We start from the raw sequence: 20,993 nt of genomic DNA on the forward strand, positions 1-20,993 counted from the left end.
TAGCAAGACGTCAGAAGGACCCTCCGGAGAATAATGACTCTGTGCTGTTTTGTGTATTACACACGCTTTAGAATATGGATATAAACTTCACCATCTTCCTTTCAATTAAATTAGGTATAGCTGTTTTCTTGACATTCCTTACAGTAGTAATGACCGAGAAGTATAATAAAACGGCAAACAAATGGCTAGCTGCTTTTGTATTCGGGCTTTGCCTTCTTTCTCTCTCCGATCTGATCCGGCAATCCGAAGCCTCTCTCCCGGGAATCAAAAAAATAATCTCAGTTGATTTGATTATTTTTATGCTACCGCCTGCCCTGTATCTGGCCATCATTAGTTTTATTCAACCGACTAAAAAATTTAAGCTGAAAGATTCCATGTTTTTTTTGCCCTTTATGATCGATTTGCTGACTAAACTCCGGTTTATCGTATTTCATCAATCCGGGGATTTAACGCCTCAGTATCTGGACAAAGCATATTTCTCATCAGGTTGGTACAAAACCCTTTTTTTAATCTTTTCCTGCTGTTTTCTGGCAGCTTCTATTTTCGGTTTAAGGCGTCATCAAAAAAGAATTAAAGAATTAAGCTCCAACGTTCAACGGATCGATCTCAAATGGCTTTATTACCTCTTGTCGGCCATGCCCCTTCTTTTGCTGACATCCTACATTTTTAATTTCAGCAATATGGACTGGCTGATAAATTTAGCCGACTTAGTTCAGGTCGGAGTGCTGTTCTATATGGGATATCATATAATACTGCAAAAAGAAATATTTCCCTATACCATTGCCGAATTAAGCAACATCGAAAAAATAATCGGAACAAAGAATACGTCTGCTCCCTCCCAGTTAACAGAAGCACAGGTAAAAGAAAAGATATTGACATTTTTACAGTACCATAAACCCTACCTGGAGAATGATCTTACACTAACAAAATTAGCTGCCCGATTAGGATTTAAAAGTCATTATCTCTCCTATTTCCTCAACAATCATTTAAACAAGAATTTCTATTCTCTCATAAATGAATTCAGAGTTGAGGAAAGCAAGAACATTCTCAGAGACACAAGTAAATCACATCTCAACATGCTCGGTGTAGCCTTCGAATCCGGATTTAACTCCAAAACAGCTTTTAACACTACTTTCCGGAAGATGACGGGTATAACTCCTTCAGAATTCAGGAAAAATCATAAGAACTAAGGTGTTCGCCTGGATAGATCGGAACATTTTTAGCCGGGCACTGAAATACCTTGCGCCTTCAATTCTAAAAACTCTTAAGGATGAAAAGCAAGTTATTTTTTTTCGTATTCAGTGTATTTCTCATTTCTTGTACGGATGATCCGTCCATTCCTGACGACAATGCCCGGTTATCCCGGCAGCTGTCGCGCTTGTTCGAAGCTGAGGAGGCCGATGGTTTTTACGGAAGTGTATACATTCAAAAAGAAGGTACCGTATTGTTAGAAAGGGGGTTCGGAATACAAAATCAGGACCCGGATATTCTAAATAAGACCCATACCATTTTTGATATAGGCTCTTTGACCAAACAATTTACGGCGTCTGCGATCTTAAAACTTGAAATGGATGGCTTTTTGCATATAGAAAATACGCTCAAGGATTATTTCCCGGAAGTGCCTGATGATAAAAAAGATATTACTATTCATCAATTGCTTACCCATACCGCAGGTTTTCGGGAAGGGATCGGGGATGATTACGATATCATAGATGCAGATGATTTTATTGACCTGGCCTTTGCCAGTCCCTTGATCAATAATCCAGGAACTATTTATGCCTATTCTAATGTAGGTTATAGTATTTTGGGAATTATTATTGAAAAAGTATCCCACTACACTTATGAAAATTACCTGAGAGAACAATTATGGATACCGGCCGGGATGAAAGAAACGGGTTATATATTACCGGATTTTAAGAACGATCGGATGGCTATGGGCTTTATGGGTAATGAGCCCGTCGGATTTCCAAATACTCCCGGCCTTTGGGCAGATGACGGACCCGGATGGCACCTCAGGGCTAATGGTGGTGTTTTATCTTCTGTCCCGGATATGCAAAAATGGGATAAAGCCTTAAATGGAGAAACAGTTTTAAGCCTTGAAGCAAAGGAAAAATTGTTCTTTCCTTATGTTGCGGAAGATCCGGAGGGGAGTTCTTTTTACGGTTATGGATGGACAGTTTCCGAAGCACCCACAAAAAACCCGGTGTACTGGCATGATGGCGGCAATGATGTGTTTTATGCTATTATGTTCAGGATGCCCGAAGACAAACTGACCGTTATCTTAATGTCCAACAGAGCATCTTCTTTTGATGAAGCTGTCATTGAAGAAGTGATGGAACTGATCTATAATTCATTTTAAATTACATTTATTTGCTCGCACGCATATAAGAAAACTCCGGGCTGATCCTTAACAGAGGACGTTATCTTCTGTAGGAGATTAATCCAACATATATTTGACAATCTTAGATACTTAAGAGCGTGTTTTAAACTGATTTCCATCGGCTAAAATCCTCATTTTAGCTTCAATCAAACCAGTTTAAACATGCTCTAAAAGAAATAACACCCGACTTTCTCCATTTATCAAATTCTTCAACTCCTGTAAAAATGGTTCGAAAATTGTTCTGCCAAGCGACTTCAAAGGATTTCTCCGGGAAATCCCTTTTTGTTGAAATCCAAAAACAACTCCATCCCATTTCCGCAAAACCACAAAAAACATCCGTGCATCCGTGGCCAAAAAATCCACTCACCGACTATGAACTCCCAAACTCCACAACTAAAAAACAAGATTCCGCCCCACTTCTGCCATACTACCAAAAAAACATCCGTGAATTCGTGGCTAAAAAATCCACTCACCAACTATGAACTCCCAAACTCCACAACTAAAAAACAAGATTCCGCCCCACTTCCGCCATACTACCAAAAAAACATCCGTGAATTCGTGGCTAAAAAATCCACTCACCAACTATGAACTCCCAAACTCCACAACTAAAAAACAAGATTCCGCCCCACTCCCGCCATACTACCAAAAAAACATCCGTGAATTCGTGGCTAAAAAAGTTCCCTCCCATCCACTCTCAAATGCTAAAATTCCAAAACTTTTGTTCCCTATCCGCAATTTTTTCAATTCCATCCTGTTTTATAAACAACTCCTTTCGGCTGGGTAACCACAATTTATTATTTTTACAATATATTTTTAGCAGTGATGAAAAAAATTGTCTTAACCTCTATACTTTTTTGCTTTTTTGCAAACCTCCATGCCCAAAACGGAAATGCCTTTACTTCCGGAGAATGGCTTCAGTTTCGTGTGCACTACGGTATTTTCAATGCCAGTTACGCCACCATGGAACTCAAAGAAACCAGTCTTAACGGAAAACCAGTCTTTCACGTTGTCGGTCAAGGCCGGACTACGGGACTGGCAAGGCTATTTTTCAGAGTAGATGATAATTACGAAAGTTATTTTGATAAAAAAGACGGCAGGCCATACAAGTTTATCCGGCAAATAGACGAAGGCGGTTACACCAAGAACATGGAGATCAACTTCGACTATAGCAGTAACCAGGCCGTGGTTGACAATAAAAAACATAAAAAGACTACGACAATAGACATACACCGGGATATTCAGGACCTTCTCTCTGCCATATACTACCTCCGGAACCATTACAAAACCGAAAATCTCACCGAAGGCGACGAAACAGAACTGGATTTGTTATTTGATGACGATAAGACCTTTAAATTTAAGCTTAAGTTCTTGGGAAAAGAGGTATTAAAGACTAAATTTGGCAAAATTTCCTGTACAAAGTTCCGACCTTATGTACAGGCAGGAAGGGTCTTTAAAGAAAAGGGTAGTTTAACCTTGTGGGTTTCGGACGACGAAAACAAACTCCCCATGCGGATAAAGGCAGATTTGCGGGTAGGTTCCATAAAAGCGGACCTCGAAGCCTTCCGGGGGTTAAAACACCAGTTCAAAGTAGTAGTAGATTAATAAAATGGACATAAAACCGGAGATTGCCGAAAGAATACATCAGTTAGAAGACAAATACCGGAATTCCGGCCAGAACCTGGGCGCCTACCTTGACGGCCTGCTGCACCAACGCTACCTGACCTATTGGGATTATATCCAACTGGACACCCTGCTCAGCCTTCAGATACCACGAACCCACTTCCCCGATGAAGAGATCTTCATCATGTACCACCAGATCACCGAACTGTATTTCAAACTTATCATCCACGAACAAAAACAGATCATAGACGATAAGCTACAGAACGCAGCATTTTTTACACAAAAAATAGGACGGATAAATCGCTACTTCAAAGCGCTTATCACCTCCTTCGAAGTAATGATCAACGGTATGGAGCGCGAGCAGTTTCTGCAATATCGCATGTCCCTTTTACCCGCAAGCGGATTCCAGTCCGCGCAGTACCGGATGATAGAAATTTATGCCACCCCACTGGAAAACCTGGTCCATCATTCCGTAAGAAGCAACTTTTCTTCCAAAACATCGCTTGATACGCTTTATGAAAACATTTATTGGAAAAAAGGCGCTACGGATAATACTACCGGAGAAAAAACACTTACACTGAAACAATTCGAATACCGCTACACCCCGAGGTTTATGCGTATTGCCAATGAAGTAAAGAACGCCACCATATACCACAAATACCTGCAACTACCTGAAAAAGAGAAGGAAAACCCCGATCTTATAGAAGCTATGAAAGCCCTGGACACCAATGCCAATGTAAACTGGCCGCTCATGCACCTGGGGTCCGCTTACCGGTATCTGAAGAAGGATAACAGCACTATAGATGCCTCGGGCGGAACAAATTGGAAAGATTATTTACCTCCAAGTTTTCAAAAAGTCATCTTTTTTCCTGAAATTTGGAACGAAGAGGAAAAAAAGGAATGGGGAAAAGAATGGGTAGAACACATGTTTAATCCGGAAAACACAAAAAATTAATGTTCAAAAAGGTACTTTTAGTTGCGCTGGCCATTACCGTCGTGGCATGCAAAAAAGAAAAAGAAGAGGGGAATGCTGGAGAAACAGCGAAGAGGGAAGTGATCAAACCTATTGAAATAAAGGAGTTCGGTTTCAATCTCCACAATTACGTAGTTCGCCGGGATACCGTTAAGTCGGGCGACAGCTTCGGGGAAATACTCGCCAAAAACAATTTAGACTATGCCAAAGTCTACAAAATAGCAGAAATAGCCAAAGATACCTTCGACGTTGTTCGCGGCCTGCGCGTGGGAAAACCCTATACCCTGCTCTGCAGCAAAGATTCCCTACAGACTCCGGAATGCTTTATCTACCAGCCCAACAGCGTAGATTATGTAGTGATCCGGTTTGCAGACTCCATCCAGGCTTATAAAGAGAAAAAACCGGTAACTACCATAGAACGGGAGGCTTCCGGGGTTATAACCAGTTCCCTTTCCGAAGCCATTATGGCAAAAAATATGGATTACCAGGTGGTTTACGACCTCTCCAATATCTATGCCTGGACGGTGGATTTCTTCCGTCTGCAACGGGGAGACCGCTTTAAGGTTATCTACGAAGAAAAATATATTGACGATACCATATACGCGGGAATAGGAAATATTAAAGCAGCGTATTTCGAACACAACAACAAACCTTTTTATTCCTTTAAATTCCAGACGGATTCCGTAAACGGAATAAGTGATTTTTACGATGAAGAAGCGAACACCCTGCGCCGGGCTTTCCTGAAAGCTCCGCTGGAATACAGCAGGATATCTTCCCGCTACACCGCACGGCGCTTCCACCCTGTTCAGAAACGATGGAAAGCGCACCTGGGAACCGATTATGCGGCGCCACACGGCACCCCTATCAAAGCAACGGCAAATGGTACCGTAACCAAATCCGGGTACACCTCCGGGAACGGAAATTATGTAAAAATACGTCACAACAGCACCTACGAAACCCAATACCTCCACATGTCCAAACGCGCCGCTAAGGTAGGACAGCATGTAATGCAGGGACAGGTTATCGGTTACGTAGGAAGCACCGGACTGGCTACCGGCCCGCATGTCTGCTATCGCTTCTGGAAAAACGGACAGCAGGTAGACCCCTACAAACAGGACCTCCCGTCTGCCGAACCTATCAGAGAAGAACTCAAAGAAGGATACCTGGCATACATAAAACCCCTGCAATTGCGACTGGACAGCATACTGTTCGACGACGAGCAGGAGGAATTCATTACTTCTGCGGAGGAGTGATGAGAATAAAGACCCGGAGAGTAAAGGACTTTTCTTCTATTCAGGAGATTCCTCCTGCCGTCGGAATGACACTATTGATTTGATCTAATAAATAGAATTCATCGTTGGTGAAACCTATACGAAGTCATAATTACTATGTATACATTCTGACAAACAGAAAAAGAACGGTTCTTTATATCGGAGTCACCAATAATCTAAAAAAACGGCTTTATTACCACAGAAATCCGGATACTAATAGTAAAGCCTTTACAGCAAGATACAGATGTTTTTATTTGATCTATTGGGAACATTTCGGATCTATTATCAAAGCTATAAAAAGAGAAAAGGAGTTGAAAGGATGGCGGAGGGAGAAAAAAGAAAACCTAATTAATACATTCAATCCTGAATGGAAGTTCTTAAATGACAAAATTGATTAAAATATCACCGCAAAAATACTCCCCCCGTCATTCTGAGCGAAGCGAAGAACCTCCACACTAGCCGAAAAGTATTTTTCGGCAATATGGCTTTAATGAAAGTAAAATAACTAATAACAACACATATAAATAATGCCACTACAAAAAACAAACCCCACACAAACCGAAGCATGGAAAAAACTTGCGAATCACTTCCGGAAGGTCGGGAATGCGGAAATGAAAGGTTATTTTAACGAAGACCCGGAAAGAGCTTCCGGATTTACCGTGCAATGGAATGATTTTTATGTGGATTACTCCAAGAACCGGATCACGGAAGAGACCATGGACCTGCTTTTTTCCCTTGCGGAAGAAGTACAATTAAAAGACGCCGTGCAAAAATATTTTTCCGGCGACCTCATCAATGAAACCGAACAAAGAGCAGTGCTCCACACCGCCCTTCGTGCCGGGAAAGATCAGGAGATCACCGTAGATGGCGTGAATGTGATCCCCGAAGTTTTTGCGGTCAAAGAGAAGATCAAAACCTTTTCGGAAAGTATTATTTCCGGGGAGAAAAAAGGATATACCGGCAAAGCGTTTACCGATGTGGTAAATATTGGCATCGGGGGTTCCGATCTCGGTCCGGCTATGGTTACCGAATCATTGAAATTCTACAAAAATCACCTCAACGTACATTTTGTAAGTAATGTAGACGGGGACCACGTATATGAAACCCTCAAAAACCTGGACCCGGAAACCACACTCTTTGTCATTGTTTCCAAAACGTTCACTACCCAGGAAACACTGAGCAATGCTACCACGATTAAAAACTGGTTTTTAAAACATGCCGGACAGGAAGATGTAGCCAAACATTTTGTCGCGGTTTCCACCAACCTGCTCAAAATTGCCGAATTCGGCATAGCCGATGAAAATGTATTCCCGATGTGGGATTGGGTCGGAGGGCGTTTTTCCCTTTGGAGCGCCGTAGGTTTATCCATTGCCCTAGCCGTAGGTTATGACAATTTCGATAAGTTACTGAAGGGAGCACAGGCTATGGACGACCACTTTAAAACCGCAGACCTTAAAGATAATATTCCCGTAATACTGGCCCTTATAGGCACCTGGTATAACAATTTTTTCGATGCGGAAAGCGAAGCCATCATACCTTACACCCAATACCTGAGCCGTTTTTCTGCTTACCTGCAGCAAGGTATTATGGAAAGTAATGGCAAAAGTGTGGACAGAGCAGGTAACCGGGTAGATTACCAGACGGGTACCATTATCTGGGGAGAACCGGGCACCAACTCACAGCACGCATTCTTCCAGCTTATCCACCAGGGCACCAAACTTATTCCCGCGGACTTTATCGGTTTTGTACATTCCCTGCACGGGGACAAAGACCATCACGATAAGCTTATGGCCAACTTCTTTGCACAAACCGAGGCCCTGCTCCAGGGTAAAACGGAAGAAGACGTTATGGCCGAACTCAAAGCCAGAAATACCGGTGAAGAAGAAATAAGCAAATTACTCCCATTTAAAGTATTCGAAGGGAACAAACCTACCAATACCATCCTCGTAGACAAACTAACCCCGGAAAGTCTGGGCGCGCTTATCGCTATGTACGAGCATAAAATATTCGTACAGGGTGTTATCTGGAATATTTTCAGTTATGACCAATGGGGTGTGGAATTGGGCAAGCAGCTTGCAAACAATATATTAAAGGACATCCAAAGTCCGGAAATAGCCAGGCACGATAGTTCCACTACAAATTTACTGGAGTATTTCAAGAAAAAAGCTCAGTAACGAAATAGTCTTCATAAACAACACAAACCCCGGATTATCCACGGATAGCCGGGGTTTCGTACTTCATGCGAAATCCTTTTTCCCAAATTAATGTTAATAAATACGTGTAAAAATTAAATAGCTGAAAACCAAGAGGACAGGTTTTATGGCTATTTTTGTTTTAAAAAGTTAAAGGATCGCATTGTTAAAACATTTAACATTTACTTAATGTTGGATAATTTTATAAATGTCAATTTTGCACAGCTAAATCAAATTTAATTAACACAGATGAAGACAATTTACAATGGGTTTTTCACAGTGGTTTTTGCCCTGATTGCAACTACCGCTTTTGCGCAGGGTGTTATTACGGGTACCGTAATTGACACCGAACTGAACGAACCGCTACCCGGGGCCAATGTTGTCGTAAAAGGCACGACCACCGGAGTATCCACAGATTTTGACGGAAAATTCCGGATCGAAGTACCGCAGAGCAGCGGTACGCTGGTCGTTTCTTACATTGGTTTTGTGAAGAAAGAGGTTAGGTTTACTTCTACGGGGGATATCGGGAACATTTCCCTGCAGGCAGATGCTGAAGAACTGGAAGGTGTTGTTGTTGTAGGTAGTGGGGTAATTGACCTGGCAATTGGAAGACAAACTCCTGTTGCTGTTAGTACTATTACAGCAAAAGGAATAAAGAAAACGGGGGGAAATGAAGAATTTCCTACCCTATTGAGGAAAATGCCTTCCGTTTATGCCAACACACAAGGAGGTGGTTATGGTGATTCAGAAGTAAGGGTAAGAGGATTTGACCAAAGTAATACCGCTGTTTTGATAAACGGGCAACCAGTAAATGGAATGGAAGATGGCAACATGTACTGGAGTAACTGGCAAGGTGTAAAAGACATTGCTACCGCAGTTCAGGTACAGAGAGGTTTGGGGGCTTCAAAACTTGCTATTTCTTCTGTTGGAGGTACTGTCAATATTGTTACTCAAAGTTATAATGACGAAGAAGGCGGTTATGTTTCACAGGAATTGGGGAACGGTAATTACACTAAATCAACAGCTTATTATGCTACGGGAGCTAACGATAAAGGGTGGTCTTCAACTTATATGCTTTCTTACTGGCATGGTGATGGTTATTTCTTCAAAGAAACCGAAGGTGAAGGACTTACCTATTTCTTTTCCGTAGGCTATAAACCTTCTGATAAACACGCATTCAACTTTCTTATTACTGGCGCACCCCAAAAACACGATCAAGCCTATCAAAACAGTATTGGAGATGCTCTAAGATATGGTAAAGACTATAACAGTAACTGGGGCTACAGAAATGGGAACCCATACAATGAAAGGGTTAATTTTTATCATAAACCAGTTATTAACTTTAACTGGGATTGGAATATAAGCGATCGTTCCACGCTTTCAACAGTAGCCTATGCTTCTATCGGTAGTGGCGGTGGGACAGGCCCGATGGGATTCTATGCAAACAAAACTAATGAAGAGGGATTAATTAATTTTGATGATATTATTGCCCATAATGAGTCTCTTCCAACAACAAATATTGGTGGCGAGAACCAAATTATTGGAGATCATCCGGATCTTGATGAAGACTTAGGCAATGGGTATATAACCAGAGCTTCTATGAATAATCACTATTGGGTAGGTACTGTATCCAATTTTAATCATAAGATAAATGATAATTTTGAGTTTAATGTAGGAGTTGATTACCGTTTTTATCATGGTGATCACTATCGCCAAGTTGTAGATTTTATGGGTCTCGATGGATGGTATGAAGGAGGTAATGCTTCTATTCCTCAAGGTCAAATCGTGTATAAAAGACAAAAAATAAGCTTATTCGGCCCAACCTTAAACAAAGTTCGAAATGATCAACAAATAGATTACAGTAACTCAGAAGATATTGCATACGTTGGTGGATTTGGTCAGTTTGAATACAAAACCGATAAGTTTTCCGCTTTTATACAAGGTTCTATATCTAGTCAATCGCACGTTCGATACGATTATTTCGCATACAGTATATTGGAAGGTCAGGAATCTGAAAAAGTGACTAACAGTGGTTACAATATTAAAGGAGGACTTAATTACAATATAAATGATCAGCATAATGTATTCTTTAATGCCGGTCATTATTCAAGACAACCTTTCCATGACAATATATTTTTAACATTTACTAATGAAATAAATCCTTTAACCGACAACGAAAAGATTACTAGTTTTGAAATCGGTTATGGTTTTAGAAATTCCAATCTTAATGTAAATCTCAATGGTTATTATACGAAATGGGGAAATAGGACACGAACAGAATCTCTACGTCTTGATCTGAATGAAGACAATATTGATGAAGACTATTTTGCTAATTTTACTGGATTGGAGCAAACACATATAGGACTTGAACTTGACTTCCTCTACAGGCCTATTAATGCTGTATCCATTACTGGATTTGCTTCTGTTGGTAACTGGAAGTTCACGGATAATCCCACACAAAATGTGTTTTTACAGGACGATCTTTCCATTGTTCCCGAATTGTCCGACACTGAGTCTTATATCAATGACAAAAAAGTAGGAAGGGCTCCACAAACTTCTTTCAATCTTGGTGTTCAATATAATATTCTGGAAAATCTGTCAGTAGATGCAGATTGGTTCTATTATGGCGATCTATATGCAGACTATGATCCTCTTTCATTTACAGATCCCGACACAGATAACGACATACTTAAATTACCTACCTATGATATTTTTAGACTAGGCGCCTCCTACACCTTACCTTTAGAAGGAAGAAAGTCCATTGATTTTAGAGCCAACGTAGATAATCTCTTTAATGAAGTATATCTGGCAAGTATGGATACAAACAGATCTGTTGAGGAAGGATCTCAAGTTTATAAAGGAATTAATACTTCTAACAGAGCAACCTTTGGTTTGGACAGGCAATGGAATATCAGCGTAAGGTTTAATTTCTAATATACTATCCATCCCACCATATTAATAAAACCCCACCTCCCGGTGGGGTTTTTTGCTTTTTTAAACAAGAAATAATCCCTATTTTTAGCCAAACAACTTCTATGAGTTCTAATCTCCGCATAATCACAGAAGCCCTCATAAACACCAATCCGGACAAAAAAGACATCTCCCTCGCCACCGGAAACTCCGGCAGAATACTATTTCTGGCCACCTATTATATACAAACCCGGGATGAAACCTGCCAAGAAAAGATAGAGGAACTCCTGGAAGAAAATTTTGAGACATTAAACAGAGAACCTGCCTCTACATCATTCCACAATGGTTTAGCCGGCTATGGCTGGTTATTGCAACACCTGGCAGAAAACCATTTACTCGATCCTGATGACCTTATAGATATATTAGCACAATTTGATGATGTTATCACGGGGGAAATCCATCAAAAAATCAGTACTTTAAAAGATCTCACCACCTTTAACACGGAAATTTTTCAAACATGCCATTATCTTTTTCAAAGATTGAAAAAATCCGGGAACATAAAATCACTTTTGACAGAAGTAGTAAACAATTTGGAAAACATGATCTCCGCTTTTCTTAAGACTGAACATCTCTCCTTTCAATGGCCTACAATTCCGGAAATCATTCTATTCCTCAGCAAGTGTATACGTGCCGGTATTCAAAAAAAGAAAAGCAAAGAACTTATAGAACTATTGCTGAATAACATCTCACTTTCCGTCCCGGAATTTATAGATAAGAACACCTTTTTCCCTGCAAAAAACACCGGGAACAACCGTATCATAAGCCTGGACCTGAACATGGCCTGTGCTCTCTGGGAAGCGGGAAAAACATGTGATAATACCCATTGGACAAGGCTTGCATACATTATACTTAAATATAATGCTTATAATAAAGATAAAAATCACAATTTTTTTTATAAAAAAGGGATTGCGGAAGACAACTGGGCTATAGCCTACCTATATCAATATTTTTATAAAAAAACCGGTTTTAAACTCTTTGAAAAAAACAGTAGTTTCTGGTTAGAAACCAAACTCCTTCCCACCATAAACTCCAAATACAGTACATTAGGCATGCAAAACGGGCTGTCGGGCATTGGGTTAGCACTAATGCCTGTAGAAGAAAAACTAATCGGAATACTCTAACAGTAAAACAACAATACCTATGGACCCCGAAATCTTACAATATATTTTATCTGAGTGGAGCACGGATAAAGAATGTCTGGGTATTTTACTGTGCGGTAGCTACGCATATGGTATGCAAACCGAATACTCGGATATTGATCTCCGAATAATCTATAACAACTATAGCATCAAGGCAGGAAAAGCAGGAGTTAAAACTTTTAGAGGAAAAACCCTTTTTTTCAGGGAGGACACAGAGCACGTTTTTTATAGTACTATGCATTCCGGTATACGCTACACCAATCGGTTTCAGGCAAGAAACTTTGCGTTAGGCAGAATACTTTATGAAAAAGACACCACTTTGCAATACCTGAAAAAAGAAGCCCAGTTTCTGATGCAAAAAAAATTCCCAGATATTAATGTGGACAGGCTTCAATATTTATTATACCATATCTGGTATAATTGCGACAAGGTGCTTTTCTTACCTGAAAATGACCCTTTTTTTCAAATAAATTATTATAGTTCTCTTTTCGAAATTTTTAAAAACTATTCTGAAATAATCCGAACCGAAATAATATCCGAACATAAACTTTCTTCATTTCTGTTTTCTTCCAAATTCCGTAAAAACTATTGTATAGAAAATTTTCCGGATAAGGAATTTATAAATTTATGGATAAAGGCTCTCAACACTATAGATAAGAACTACTATAAAACTATTTATAATTACATCGTTAAGCAATACCCAGAAACAAATCTTCAAAACTTTAGAATATCTATGATTAACAATTAAATAACCTTCAAATAAAATATATTTCTTATCTTGTAGGAACAATCTTAAATAATCTTATCATGAAGAAAAAAATCAAAAAACTATCACTAAACAAAAAGACTATATCAAGTCTAAATCTTCGAGTACAAAATCAAATCATGGGTGGTGCTATTACGGAAGGATGTCCTAATACACATCAAATGTCCTGTGACGATTGCCCCACAGATAAATCTGCTTGCTCAGAATGTGATCCCGGAGGTGGTGGAAATGGCCCTACTGATTATGTATGTCCAACTGGGCTTTATGTATGTGGCACCTAAATTAAAATCAACATTCACATATTTCGTAAACTTAGAATTTAATTTTTAATTCACCGTGTTCCAGCCAGTTTATAATTGGCTGGAATTTGCCTAGTATAAGTAAATTCATGCGCTTTGTGAAGATCCTAAAACTTCGCAACCTAAACCTTCAATTAAAGAAAAAACGAAAAATACCTCTCTGAGGTATATCCCGACTTTTCACCCACCTTGCTTCATTTATTATCGTAAAGACCTGGTAAATCAAAAAGGCTGCAGGTTAGTTATAAAAAACATGGTTTAACGCTACGAAACATAGTATTGGCCGCCCCTCGGAGAGGGGCTTGACGTATTAGCCTTTCATGGATAAAAGGTTGCGAAGTCAGAGACATTCGCCGAACCCCGATCCGAATAGTCGTTCGAAGAAATCTTAAAAGATGCGAAAAAAGACTGACCACTGGAAAGGAAACCATCAGCGATAACAACGGAATCCATAATAAGCAAAGCCTTTCAGCATCTATATCCATGGCAAAACCAAACCTGTTGCCCCCGATTAATGCCCGGAAAACGGCCATTAAAGCAATCCCTTTGACACCGGAAGTAGTTGGTTTAGCGGCTAAAGGGAATGGTTTAGCCGCTAAACAGGTTGCTTTTGATGTCATACCCAACTGCTTTGACGGTAAACCGGACTACGTTAACCGCTAACCAGGTTACTTCTGATGTCATACCCAACTACTTCAGCGGCGAACCGGGTTACGTTGACCGCTAACGGGTTTGCTTCCGATGTCATACCCAACTACTTTGACGGTAAACCGGGTTACGTTGACCGCTAATGGGTTTGCTTCCGATGTCATACCCAACTGCTTTGACGGTAAACCGGGTTACGTTAACCGCTAACCGGGTTGCTTCTGATGTCATACCCAACTACTTTGACGGTAAACCGGGTTACGTTGACCGCTCAAGGGAATGGGTTTACCGTGCCATGAACCCCTTTAACGGTAAAAGGGAAAGGGAATGAATGCGTAAGCAATTAGGTTAGCGGTCAACCTGGTTGCTTATGAATGCGTACGTAAACACAAAAGCGGCGAACTTAATCAAGTCCGCCGCTAACCGGGTTACTTTAGCGGCTAACCCAACCCGGTTCCGTGTATACGCATTCCCTTAAATGGCCCTATTCGGGCTTGCCGGGGAATAAAACCCCCAGTAGTTTCCGCCACCGGAAATGCTTCCGGATGACCCGGGTAAGGACGATAAATGCCAGGATCCCTATGACGATTAACCGCCAGATGGCGCCGATGGTCCCGGTACGTTCTAAGGCCTTGACCTTGTACTGCTCTACCTCCCGGATATGGCTGCTATCGCACAGGCTGTGCTTTTCCTGTAAGGTATTGCAGGTAATGCCTGTTCAACCATGCATCGTAAACAGTTACGTCCCTCGTAGATCTTCATCTTTTCGATCTTCTCCCCCTGAAGCCCGGACCGGGGCCCACAGGCATGATAGCCACCCATATTGACCCGACACATAATTCCTCGTTACCCGGACAGGTTTTTCAATAAAAAAATGCAAAAAGAGAAAAGCTACCGAACCCCGAATCTACGTTAAAAGACCGCACTTCACGGATATCAAACTATCCACTCTCCCCAAAATTCACTACTTTTGGTAAAACTTAAAAACTAAAACATGGGGATCATTCAAACCTTACATTCGTACTGGGCTTACCTTACCCTGATCATGCTCATTATTGCTGTTATTAACGCTATTGTCGGTTATTTCAGCAGTAAACCTTTTATCATCGGGAAGGACCTTCGTATCAGTCTTTTTGCCCTTATATTTACGCACATCCAATTGCTGCTGGGCATTGTCCTTTACTTTGTTTCCGATCGTTTCTCCCTCTGGTCCGAACTGGGGGCAGGCGGTGTCATGAAAAATGACCTGGCCAGGTTATTGCTCGTGGAACACCCTTTTACCAATATACTCGCCATTATAATGATAACCATAGGCTGGTCCAAGCACAAAAAAGTGGAAAGTGCCAAGGGAAAATTCGGTAAAATAGCCTTTTTCTATACCATAGGCCTTATTCTCCTGCTGAGCAGAATTCCCTGGTCGCAGTGGATGTAAATAATGATAGCCGAAGTGTGTCGATAATGAAATAGTGGTCTTAGAAAGATAATCCTCTCCCCCTCCAGGGGGAGATGTCGCAGGCAGAGGGGGTGTCCCCAGGCAAAAACCAAATACTATGCTAAACACATTGATATCCTGCATAGAAGACAAAGGCGTACGGGCCACCCCGGTGCGGATACTTACCCTGGAACAGTTCTGCAAGGATTCCAATGCCAAAAGCCTTACGGAGTTACAGATACTTCTCGACACCGTAGACAAAGCCACCATATACCGCACCCTGAAAACTTTTGAGAAACACGGCATCCTCCACGCCATAGATACGAACGGGGATGCCGTAAAATACGCGTTGTGCAGCCCGTTTTGCCTTGCGAAAGAACACACGCATACCCATCCTCATTTTGTATGTGAAAAATGCGGTGCTACCCACTGCCTTAACAAAACCAAAGTATCTCTGAACAACTTTCCTTCCGATCACACTTTCGAGAGCATGGCGGTTATCCTGAAAGGACTTTGTCCCTCCTGTAAACCTTCGCACTAAATTCCTTATCCGGACTACACGACTTCAACTCCGGGTCATATGTTCCGGGCACCAGGTGAAAAACCGTAAAATATTCCAACACAAGCGTCGGAGCATTTCAAATATCACTTAATGTCCGAACTTTGCAACCCGGTTACACAAGATTACCCGTAATTTTATCCCATAACATTCAATACGTGCCGGGACCAAAGACATTTCCGGCATATAAACACAATTTTATGGAGTCACACACGCACAATAGCGGATGCAATCATGATCACAACCACGGCGGTATCTTCGGTAAGAATACCGAACTGGTCTTTTCCCTGCTCTGCGGCGCCCTTTTGCTTACAGGTTTTCTTCTTAATAAACTTACCGGTTTGCGCGGGTATGAACTATACCTGTATATCCCGGCATATTTCTTCGGAGGGTTCTACGCGACTAAAGAAGCCTTTGAAAAGATACGCAAAAGAGAATTCGAAATAGATTTTCTGATGCTCGTAGCAGCCATAGGTGCGGCCATCCTGGACAAATGGGCGGAAGGAGCATTGTTGTTATTCCTTTTCAGTCTCGGCCATTCGCTGGAACACTACGCTATGAACAAGGCCAGGAATTCCATTAAGGCCCTGGGTAATCTCAGCCCTAAAACCGCCCTGGTAAAAAGAAACGGAAAGAACGAGGAAATCCCCGTGGAAGATCTCAACATCGGGGATATCATACTCGTCAAACCCAACAGCAAGATCTCGGCAGACGGTGTTATTATAAAAGGAAAAAGCAGTGTGGACCAGTCTCCCATTACCGGCGAAAGTATCCCGGTGGACAAAATTCCCGTGGAAAATGCGGAAGGACTATCCGATTTCAGCGCCGTGCCGGACGGGAGCAAAGCTTTTACGGGTACTATCAACGGCAACAGTGCTCTGGAAGTCAGAGTCCTTAAACTGTCCAAAGACTCCACCCTTTCCAGGCTTGTGGCCCTCGTTAGCCAGGCCGAAGCCAAGCAGTCCCCTACCCAGCAGTTCACCAAAAAATTCGAGAGGATATTTGTTCCGTCTATTATACTACTGGTTTTAGCCTTGTGTTTTGCCTGCCTGGTCATAGACGAACCTTTTTCAGCCAGTTTTTACCGTGCCATGACCGTTTTGGTAGCAGCCAGTCCCTGCGCCCTCGCTATTTCCACACCAAGCGCTGTTTTAAGCGGCGTTGCCCGTGCGGCGCAGGCGGGAGTGCTGATCAAAGGAGGAAAAGCTTTGGAGAACCTGGGCAGCCTTTCGGCAATAGCATTCGATAAAACCGGGACCCTGACAAAAGGAGAGCCGAGACTTACCAATGCTATTCCTTTTGACGGAATTTCCGAAGAAGCATTCCTGAACTGTGTCCTTGCGGTAGAGCGCCAAAGCGACCATCCGCTGGCTAAAGCCATTACCAAAGATATTTCCGGAATGTTGCAAAACTCCCGGACAAACAAAGAAGCAACAGATATCGAAGCGCTCCAGGGAAGGGGAATTAAGGCCACCTACGAAGGTGAAACCGTGTATATCGGTAACCCTGCTCTTTTTGAGGAAGACCTGAAAGATATCCTGCCCGATACGGTAAAAAGCAAGGTTTCGGACTTTCAGCAGCAAGGGCACACTACCATGCTGGCCAAAAAAGGTAATACCTTTCTCGGAGTACTGACTTTAATGGATACACCCAGGGAATCTGCCAAAACCACCTTACAGGCATTGAAAGATATAGGAATTCGCCGTATGGTAATGCTTACCGGTGACAATCAGAAAGTGGCCGACGCCATTGCAGAACAAACCGGGCTTACGGATGCTTATGGCGACCTGCTGCCCGAAGATAAGGTAGAAGCCATACGAAAACTAAGAGAAAAAGAAACACAGATCGCCATGGTCGGGGACGGTGTCAACGATGCACCCGCAATGGCCAACAGTACCGTTGGTATTGCCATGGGAGCCGCAGGATCGGACGTTGCCCTGGAAACGGCAGACATTGCGCTTATGGATGACAAACTGGAAAAACTCCCCTTTGTCATAGGACTCAGCAGGAAATCCAGGCAAATCATTCGGCAGAACCTGTTTATCAGCCTGGGAATCGTATTATTCCTGATCCCCTCCGCCATTATCGGCTTTACCGGGATAGGCCCTACGGTAGCTATACACGAAGGTTCTACCCTGATCGTTGTCATCAACGCCCTCCGGTTACTCGCCTACAAGCGTTGATGTAACTTTTTGCTGTCTTCGGGTGCCTGATTGCGTGAAAACATGCCGTAATCCCGGCTTACCTCAGCCACCCGGAGCCTGTAATCCCGGAAAACATAAGCTCTTCCCTTCTTTTGGGCTCCTCTATGCATTTCTAACGTACGCCACGACTTGACCGACTTCTCATCTTCCCAGAAGGAAAGGGAAAGTAGTTTTTCCGGCTGTGTCAGGCTCTGAAACCGCTCCACGGAAATAAATCCGGGAGCCTTCTCCAGTTCTTCCCGTAACCCGGCTGCTATATCCAGGTAATCCTGTTTATTCTCCGGCGATAATTCCACTTCAAAAATTACGGCAATCATTCTGTTCTTTTTTAAGGTTAACAAAACTAAACCCTTATCAGACTTGAAGTCCATGGGTTTTGATAAGCAATCATCCTGCCCGTCCGGCGGGGAATTTGCGCTTTAGTTATTGGTTATTAAGTTATTGGTTATTAAGTTATTGAGTTATTTAGGCGATACCCATAAACTGAATAACTCAGTAACCTAATAACCCGACTGGTCTTTTATGAAAAAATCACAATGGACTGATCTTTAACTAAAATAAAAATCTGACCCTTAATTCGCATTAATAACTTCAACTATTTTTGAGACCAATCAAACAATCCCTCTATTCCGAAAGTTTCAATATCACCCGCTCCGGAATCCTGGCATGGTACAACGGAGCATAGGTTATATCTTCCGACAATTCCATAGTTTTAAAACGGGAAGTCATATAGTCCAGCATGTCCGTTGCCAGGCTTATGGAAAAGTGATCGGCAGGACAAAAATGGATACCAGAACTAAATGCCAGGTAATCTCCGTTATTTTCCCGGCCGGGATCAAAAGTTTCCGCACGCACGAATACCGCGGTATCCCGGTTCGCCGATGCCAGCACTAACAAAAGTTCATCGCCTTCTCTAAGATGATATCCGCCAATTTCCATATCTGCCGACAATATTCTCCTGGTATGATGAAAAACAGGCATATACCGCAGTGTCTCTATCACCAGTTTTCGAAAATGGTCCTTGCTGTCCTTTTCGGGAATATCTTTCCGGCAGAGGAATTGTATAAGTACATGGTTCAAAAGCCCCCACATGGCGTCATAGCATTGTATACAAAGCCCTATCAGGTTAGAAACATATACGTCGGTATCTGCCATTCCCGGATTCCTGTTCCGCAGGTGTTTTTCAATGGACGGATACAGCCTTTGGGAAACGGTATTCCATTGTTCTACATCTTCACGTGTCATGGCAGTTGTCATATATTTTTTAATTATTGTGATGTTTGACAGTATAAAGTCTATATCCCTCTTCCCGAATCGCAAGCTTTTTAACAATACGGTTATCGGCAATACTTTCGCCACTGTCTCTGTCCAGTTCACGCTTTCGTTATGGATACCGGCCAGCAATCCGTCCATAATTCCTTTTACATCCACAGGTTCCGTTAGCCTGACAAGATGCATTACCGCTTCTTTCCTGTTTTGGTGTTGCGGGGGATTGCTCCTCCTGGCCAGGTTCTCCCGGATAATCCGGGTATACCTGTTGCACGCTCTTTCCGCACCGGAATGCGATAATGGTATTTTTGCCCTGCTGTTTTGCAGGACATAAAGGCAATCTTTATAGCCGTATATAGCCCATACTCCGTTTATTTCATCGCGATACACGGGGGTTTTACTTCGCATCTTTTCATACATCGAAAAAGGGTCTTCCTCTTCGGATTGTAAAAAACAGGTGTTCATTTCTTTTTTTAGTTTTGAAATTATTCCGGGTACAAGATTACACCATTCCGTCCCGGGATATTTCACCCGGAAATGAAATGTAAAATATTCTTCTGCCGTAGCTTTGTATAAAAACAGGAAATGACCTTTGAAGATCGCTATAAAAAAATAACTTCCCTGTTGGGAGAACCGGTACGGGCCGTGATGCTTTGGCATTTACTGGACGGCAGGGCCTATACTGCGGGAGAACTGGCTGTTTGTGCGGACACCACACCACAGTCGGCCAGCAATCACCTCCAGAAGCTCTTATCGGCGGAACTCCTGGCGGTGGAAAAACAGGGAAGGCACCGGTATTACAGGCTCGCCACACCCGAGGTGGCTTATGTTATAGAGTCTATAGCCAACCTGGTACCTCCTGAAGAGCCAAAAGACCGCAAGGAGCAGCCTGCGGTCTCCGGGCCCAAATACGCAAGGACCTGTTATGACCACCTCGCGGGAAAGGCAGGGGTAATGATAACGGAAGCTATGATAACTAACGGTATACTGGTTTTGGAAAATGACATTTTTACCGTCTCCGATATCGGGAAAACATGGTTTTACGGATTGGATATCGATGTGGACAGCCTTCGTTTAAAGAAGCGTTCTTTCGCAAGGCCGTGCCTGGACTGGAGTGAACGGAAACATCATCTTGCCGGAGCTTTAGGCGCGGCTTTCCTGGACCGGATGATCTCCTCGCAATGGATACGGAAAAAACAAAATTCCAGGGAAGTTATCATCTCCTCCTCCGGACGGCAAAAATTACATGAATTACTAAAGATAAACCTGTAATC

The 20,993-nt window shown here is 42.3% G+C and carries 19 protein-coding genes; 17 read left to right on the forward strand and 2 right to left on the reverse strand.

Annotated elements, in window-relative coordinates; genetic code table 11:
• Positions 1 to 128 precede the first annotated feature (128 nt).
• From ACVBDU_RS14210 to ACVBDU_RS14285, 16 genes are all read left to right on the forward strand, one after another.
• The gene (locus ACVBDU_RS14210; protein ID WP_447180397.1) at positions 129 to 1,190 is read left to right on the forward strand and encodes a helix-turn-helix domain-containing protein; all 1,062 of its coding nucleotides are present in this window, start codon (positions 129 to 131) and stop codon (positions 1,188 to 1,190) included.
• An 80-nt stretch (positions 1,191 to 1,270) separates the two neighbouring features.
• Complete coding sequence (locus ACVBDU_RS14215) at positions 1,271 to 2,359, forward strand: serine hydrolase domain-containing protein (protein WP_447180398.1); 1,089 nt, start codon at positions 1,271 to 1,273, stop codon at positions 2,357 to 2,359.
• A gap of 843 nt (positions 2,360 to 3,202) precedes the next feature.
• Positions 3,203 to 3,982, forward strand: a complete 780-nt coding sequence (locus ACVBDU_RS14220; RefSeq protein WP_447180399.1) for a DUF3108 domain-containing protein — start codon at positions 3,203 to 3,205, stop codon at positions 3,980 to 3,982.
• Between the two features lie 4 nt (positions 3,983 to 3,986).
• A complete protein-coding gene (locus ACVBDU_RS14225) occupies positions 3,987 to 4,955 on the forward strand; it encodes a tryptophan 2,3-dioxygenase family protein (protein ID WP_447180400.1) in 969 nt (322 codons plus the stop codon).
• Positions 4,955 to 6,226 carry a M23 family metallopeptidase gene (locus ACVBDU_RS14230; protein ID WP_447180401.1) on the forward strand — a complete coding sequence of 424 codons (1,272 nt, stop codon included), beginning with the start codon at positions 4,955 to 4,957 and terminating at the stop codon, positions 6,224 to 6,226. The genes ACVBDU_RS14225 and ACVBDU_RS14230 overlap by 1 nt, the downstream gene beginning before the upstream one ends.
• A gap of 107 nt (positions 6,227 to 6,333) precedes the next feature.
• The gene (locus ACVBDU_RS14235) at positions 6,334 to 6,642 is read left to right on the forward strand and encodes a GIY-YIG nuclease family protein (protein ID WP_447180402.1); all 309 of its coding nucleotides are present in this window, start codon (positions 6,334 to 6,336) and stop codon (positions 6,640 to 6,642) included.
• Positions 6,643 to 6,771: 129 nt separating this feature from the next.
• Positions 6,772 to 8,418: a glucose-6-phosphate isomerase gene (pgi, locus tag ACVBDU_RS14240; RefSeq protein ID WP_447180403.1), complete on the forward strand. Its 1,647-nt coding sequence runs from the start codon at positions 6,772 to 6,774 to the stop codon at positions 8,416 to 8,418.
• A 267-nt stretch (positions 8,419 to 8,685) separates the two neighbouring features.
• Entirely contained in the window at positions 8,686 to 11,370 is a 2,685-nt protein-coding gene (locus tag ACVBDU_RS14245) for a TonB-dependent receptor (protein WP_447180404.1), read from the forward strand.
• A 101-nt stretch (positions 11,371 to 11,471) separates the two neighbouring features.
• Complete coding sequence (locus ACVBDU_RS14250; RefSeq protein ID WP_447180405.1) at positions 11,472 to 12,527, forward strand: lanthionine synthetase LanC family protein; 1,056 nt, start codon at positions 11,472 to 11,474, stop codon at positions 12,525 to 12,527.
• Positions 12,528 to 12,546: 19 nt separating this feature from the next.
• On the forward strand, positions 12,547 to 13,293 hold the full coding sequence (locus tag ACVBDU_RS14255; protein WP_447180406.1) for a nucleotidyltransferase domain-containing protein: 747 nt from the start codon (positions 12,547 to 12,549) through the stop codon (positions 13,291 to 13,293).
• A gap of 59 nt (positions 13,294 to 13,352) precedes the next feature.
• Complete coding sequence (locus tag ACVBDU_RS14260) at positions 13,353 to 13,592, forward strand: class I lanthipeptide (protein WP_447180407.1); 240 nt, start codon at positions 13,353 to 13,355, stop codon at positions 13,590 to 13,592.
• A gap of 501 nt (positions 13,593 to 14,093) precedes the next feature.
• Positions 14,094 to 14,273, forward strand: a complete 180-nt coding sequence (locus tag ACVBDU_RS14265) for a hypothetical protein (protein ID WP_447180408.1) — start codon at positions 14,094 to 14,096, stop codon at positions 14,271 to 14,273.
• A 142-nt stretch (positions 14,274 to 14,415) separates the two neighbouring features.
• A complete protein-coding gene (locus ACVBDU_RS14270) occupies positions 14,416 to 14,586 on the forward strand; it encodes a hypothetical protein (RefSeq protein ID WP_447180409.1) in 171 nt (56 codons plus the stop codon).
• 663 nt (positions 14,587 to 15,249) lie between these two features.
• Positions 15,250 to 15,687, forward strand: coding sequence for a hypothetical protein (locus ACVBDU_RS14275; protein ID WP_447180410.1), 438 nt, complete (start codon positions 15,250 to 15,252; stop codon positions 15,685 to 15,687).
• A gap of 118 nt (positions 15,688 to 15,805) precedes the next feature.
• Positions 15,806 to 16,228, forward strand: a complete 423-nt coding sequence (locus tag ACVBDU_RS14280) for a Fur family transcriptional regulator (protein ID WP_447180411.1) — start codon at positions 15,806 to 15,808, stop codon at positions 16,226 to 16,228.
• A 218-nt stretch (positions 16,229 to 16,446) separates the two neighbouring features.
• Complete coding sequence (locus ACVBDU_RS14285; RefSeq protein ID WP_447180412.1) at positions 16,447 to 18,429, forward strand: heavy metal translocating P-type ATPase; 1,983 nt, start codon at positions 16,447 to 16,449, stop codon at positions 18,427 to 18,429.
• Here the strand turns inward: ACVBDU_RS14285 and ACVBDU_RS14290 are convergent.
• A complete protein-coding gene (locus ACVBDU_RS14290) occupies positions 18,417 to 18,767 on the reverse strand; it encodes an antibiotic biosynthesis monooxygenase family protein (protein ID WP_447180413.1) in 351 nt (116 codons plus the stop codon). The genes ACVBDU_RS14285 and ACVBDU_RS14290 overlap by 13 nt on opposite strands.
• A gap of 307 nt (positions 18,768 to 19,074) precedes the next feature.
• The gene (locus ACVBDU_RS14295; RefSeq protein ID WP_447180414.1) at positions 19,075 to 20,184 is read right to left on the reverse strand and encodes a cytochrome P450; all 1,110 of its coding nucleotides are present in this window, start codon (positions 20,182 to 20,184) and stop codon (positions 19,075 to 19,077) included.
• A 120-nt stretch (positions 20,185 to 20,304) separates the two neighbouring features.
• On the opposite strand from ACVBDU_RS14295, the gene ACVBDU_RS14300 reads away from it, so the two are divergent.
• Positions 20,305 to 20,991 (forward strand): ArsR/SmtB family transcription factor, encoded by a 687-nt coding sequence (locus ACVBDU_RS14300; protein WP_447180415.1) that lies wholly within the window; start codon positions 20,305 to 20,307, stop codon positions 20,989 to 20,991.
• The last annotated feature ends 2 nt before the right edge of the window (positions 20,992 to 20,993 follow it).

It is taken from the genome of Sinomicrobium endophyticum (genome assembly GCF_052983315.1).

Excerpts from the sequence above, each read along its gene's own strand:
- ACVBDU_RS14215 (WP_447180398.1), top strand. The coding sequence starts at position 1,271 with ATGAAAAGCAAGTTATTTTTTTTCGTATTCAGTGTATTTCTCATTTCT.
- ACVBDU_RS14220 (WP_447180399.1), top strand. The coding sequence starts at position 3,203 with ATGAAAAAAATTGTCTTAACCTCTATACTTTTTTGCTTTTTTGCAAAC.
- ACVBDU_RS14225 (WP_447180400.1), top strand. The coding sequence starts at position 3,987 with ATGGACATAAAACCGGAGATTGCCGAAAGAATACATCAGTTAGAAGAC.
- ACVBDU_RS14230 (WP_447180401.1), top strand. The coding sequence starts at position 4,955 with ATGTTCAAAAAGGTACTTTTAGTTGCGCTGGCCATTACCGTCGTGGCA.
- pgi (WP_447180403.1), top strand. The coding sequence starts at position 6,772 with ATGCCACTACAAAAAACAAACCCCACACAAACCGAAGCATGGAAAAAA.
- ACVBDU_RS14245 (WP_447180404.1), top strand. The coding sequence starts at position 8,686 with ATGAAGACAATTTACAATGGGTTTTTCACAGTGGTTTTTGCCCTGATT.
- ACVBDU_RS14250 (WP_447180405.1), top strand. The coding sequence starts at position 11,472 with ATGAGTTCTAATCTCCGCATAATCACAGAAGCCCTCATAAACACCAAT.
- ACVBDU_RS14255 (WP_447180406.1), top strand. The coding sequence starts at position 12,547 with ATGGACCCCGAAATCTTACAATATATTTTATCTGAGTGGAGCACGGAT.
- ACVBDU_RS14260 (WP_447180407.1), top strand. The coding sequence starts at position 13,353 with ATGAAGAAAAAAATCAAAAAACTATCACTAAACAAAAAGACTATATCA.
- ACVBDU_RS14265 (WP_447180408.1), top strand. The coding sequence starts at position 14,094 with ATGGCAAAACCAAACCTGTTGCCCCCGATTAATGCCCGGAAAACGGCC.
- ACVBDU_RS14270 (WP_447180409.1), top strand. The coding sequence starts at position 14,416 with ATGTCATACCCAACTGCTTTGACGGTAAACCGGGTTACGTTAACCGCT.
- ACVBDU_RS14275 (WP_447180410.1), top strand. The coding sequence starts at position 15,250 with ATGGGGATCATTCAAACCTTACATTCGTACTGGGCTTACCTTACCCTG.
- ACVBDU_RS14280 (WP_447180411.1), top strand. The coding sequence starts at position 15,806 with ATGCTAAACACATTGATATCCTGCATAGAAGACAAAGGCGTACGGGCC.
- ACVBDU_RS14285 (WP_447180412.1), top strand. The coding sequence starts at position 16,447 with ATGGAGTCACACACGCACAATAGCGGATGCAATCATGATCACAACCAC.
- ACVBDU_RS14290 (WP_447180413.1), bottom strand. The coding sequence starts at position 18,767 with ATGATTGCCGTAATTTTTGAAGTGGAATTATCGCCGGAGAATAAACAG.
- ACVBDU_RS14295 (WP_447180414.1), bottom strand. The coding sequence starts at position 20,184 with ATGAACACCTGTTTTTTACAATCCGAAGAGGAAGACCCTTTTTCGATG.
- ACVBDU_RS14300 (WP_447180415.1), top strand. The coding sequence starts at position 20,305 with ATGACCTTTGAAGATCGCTATAAAAAAATAACTTCCCTGTTGGGAGAA.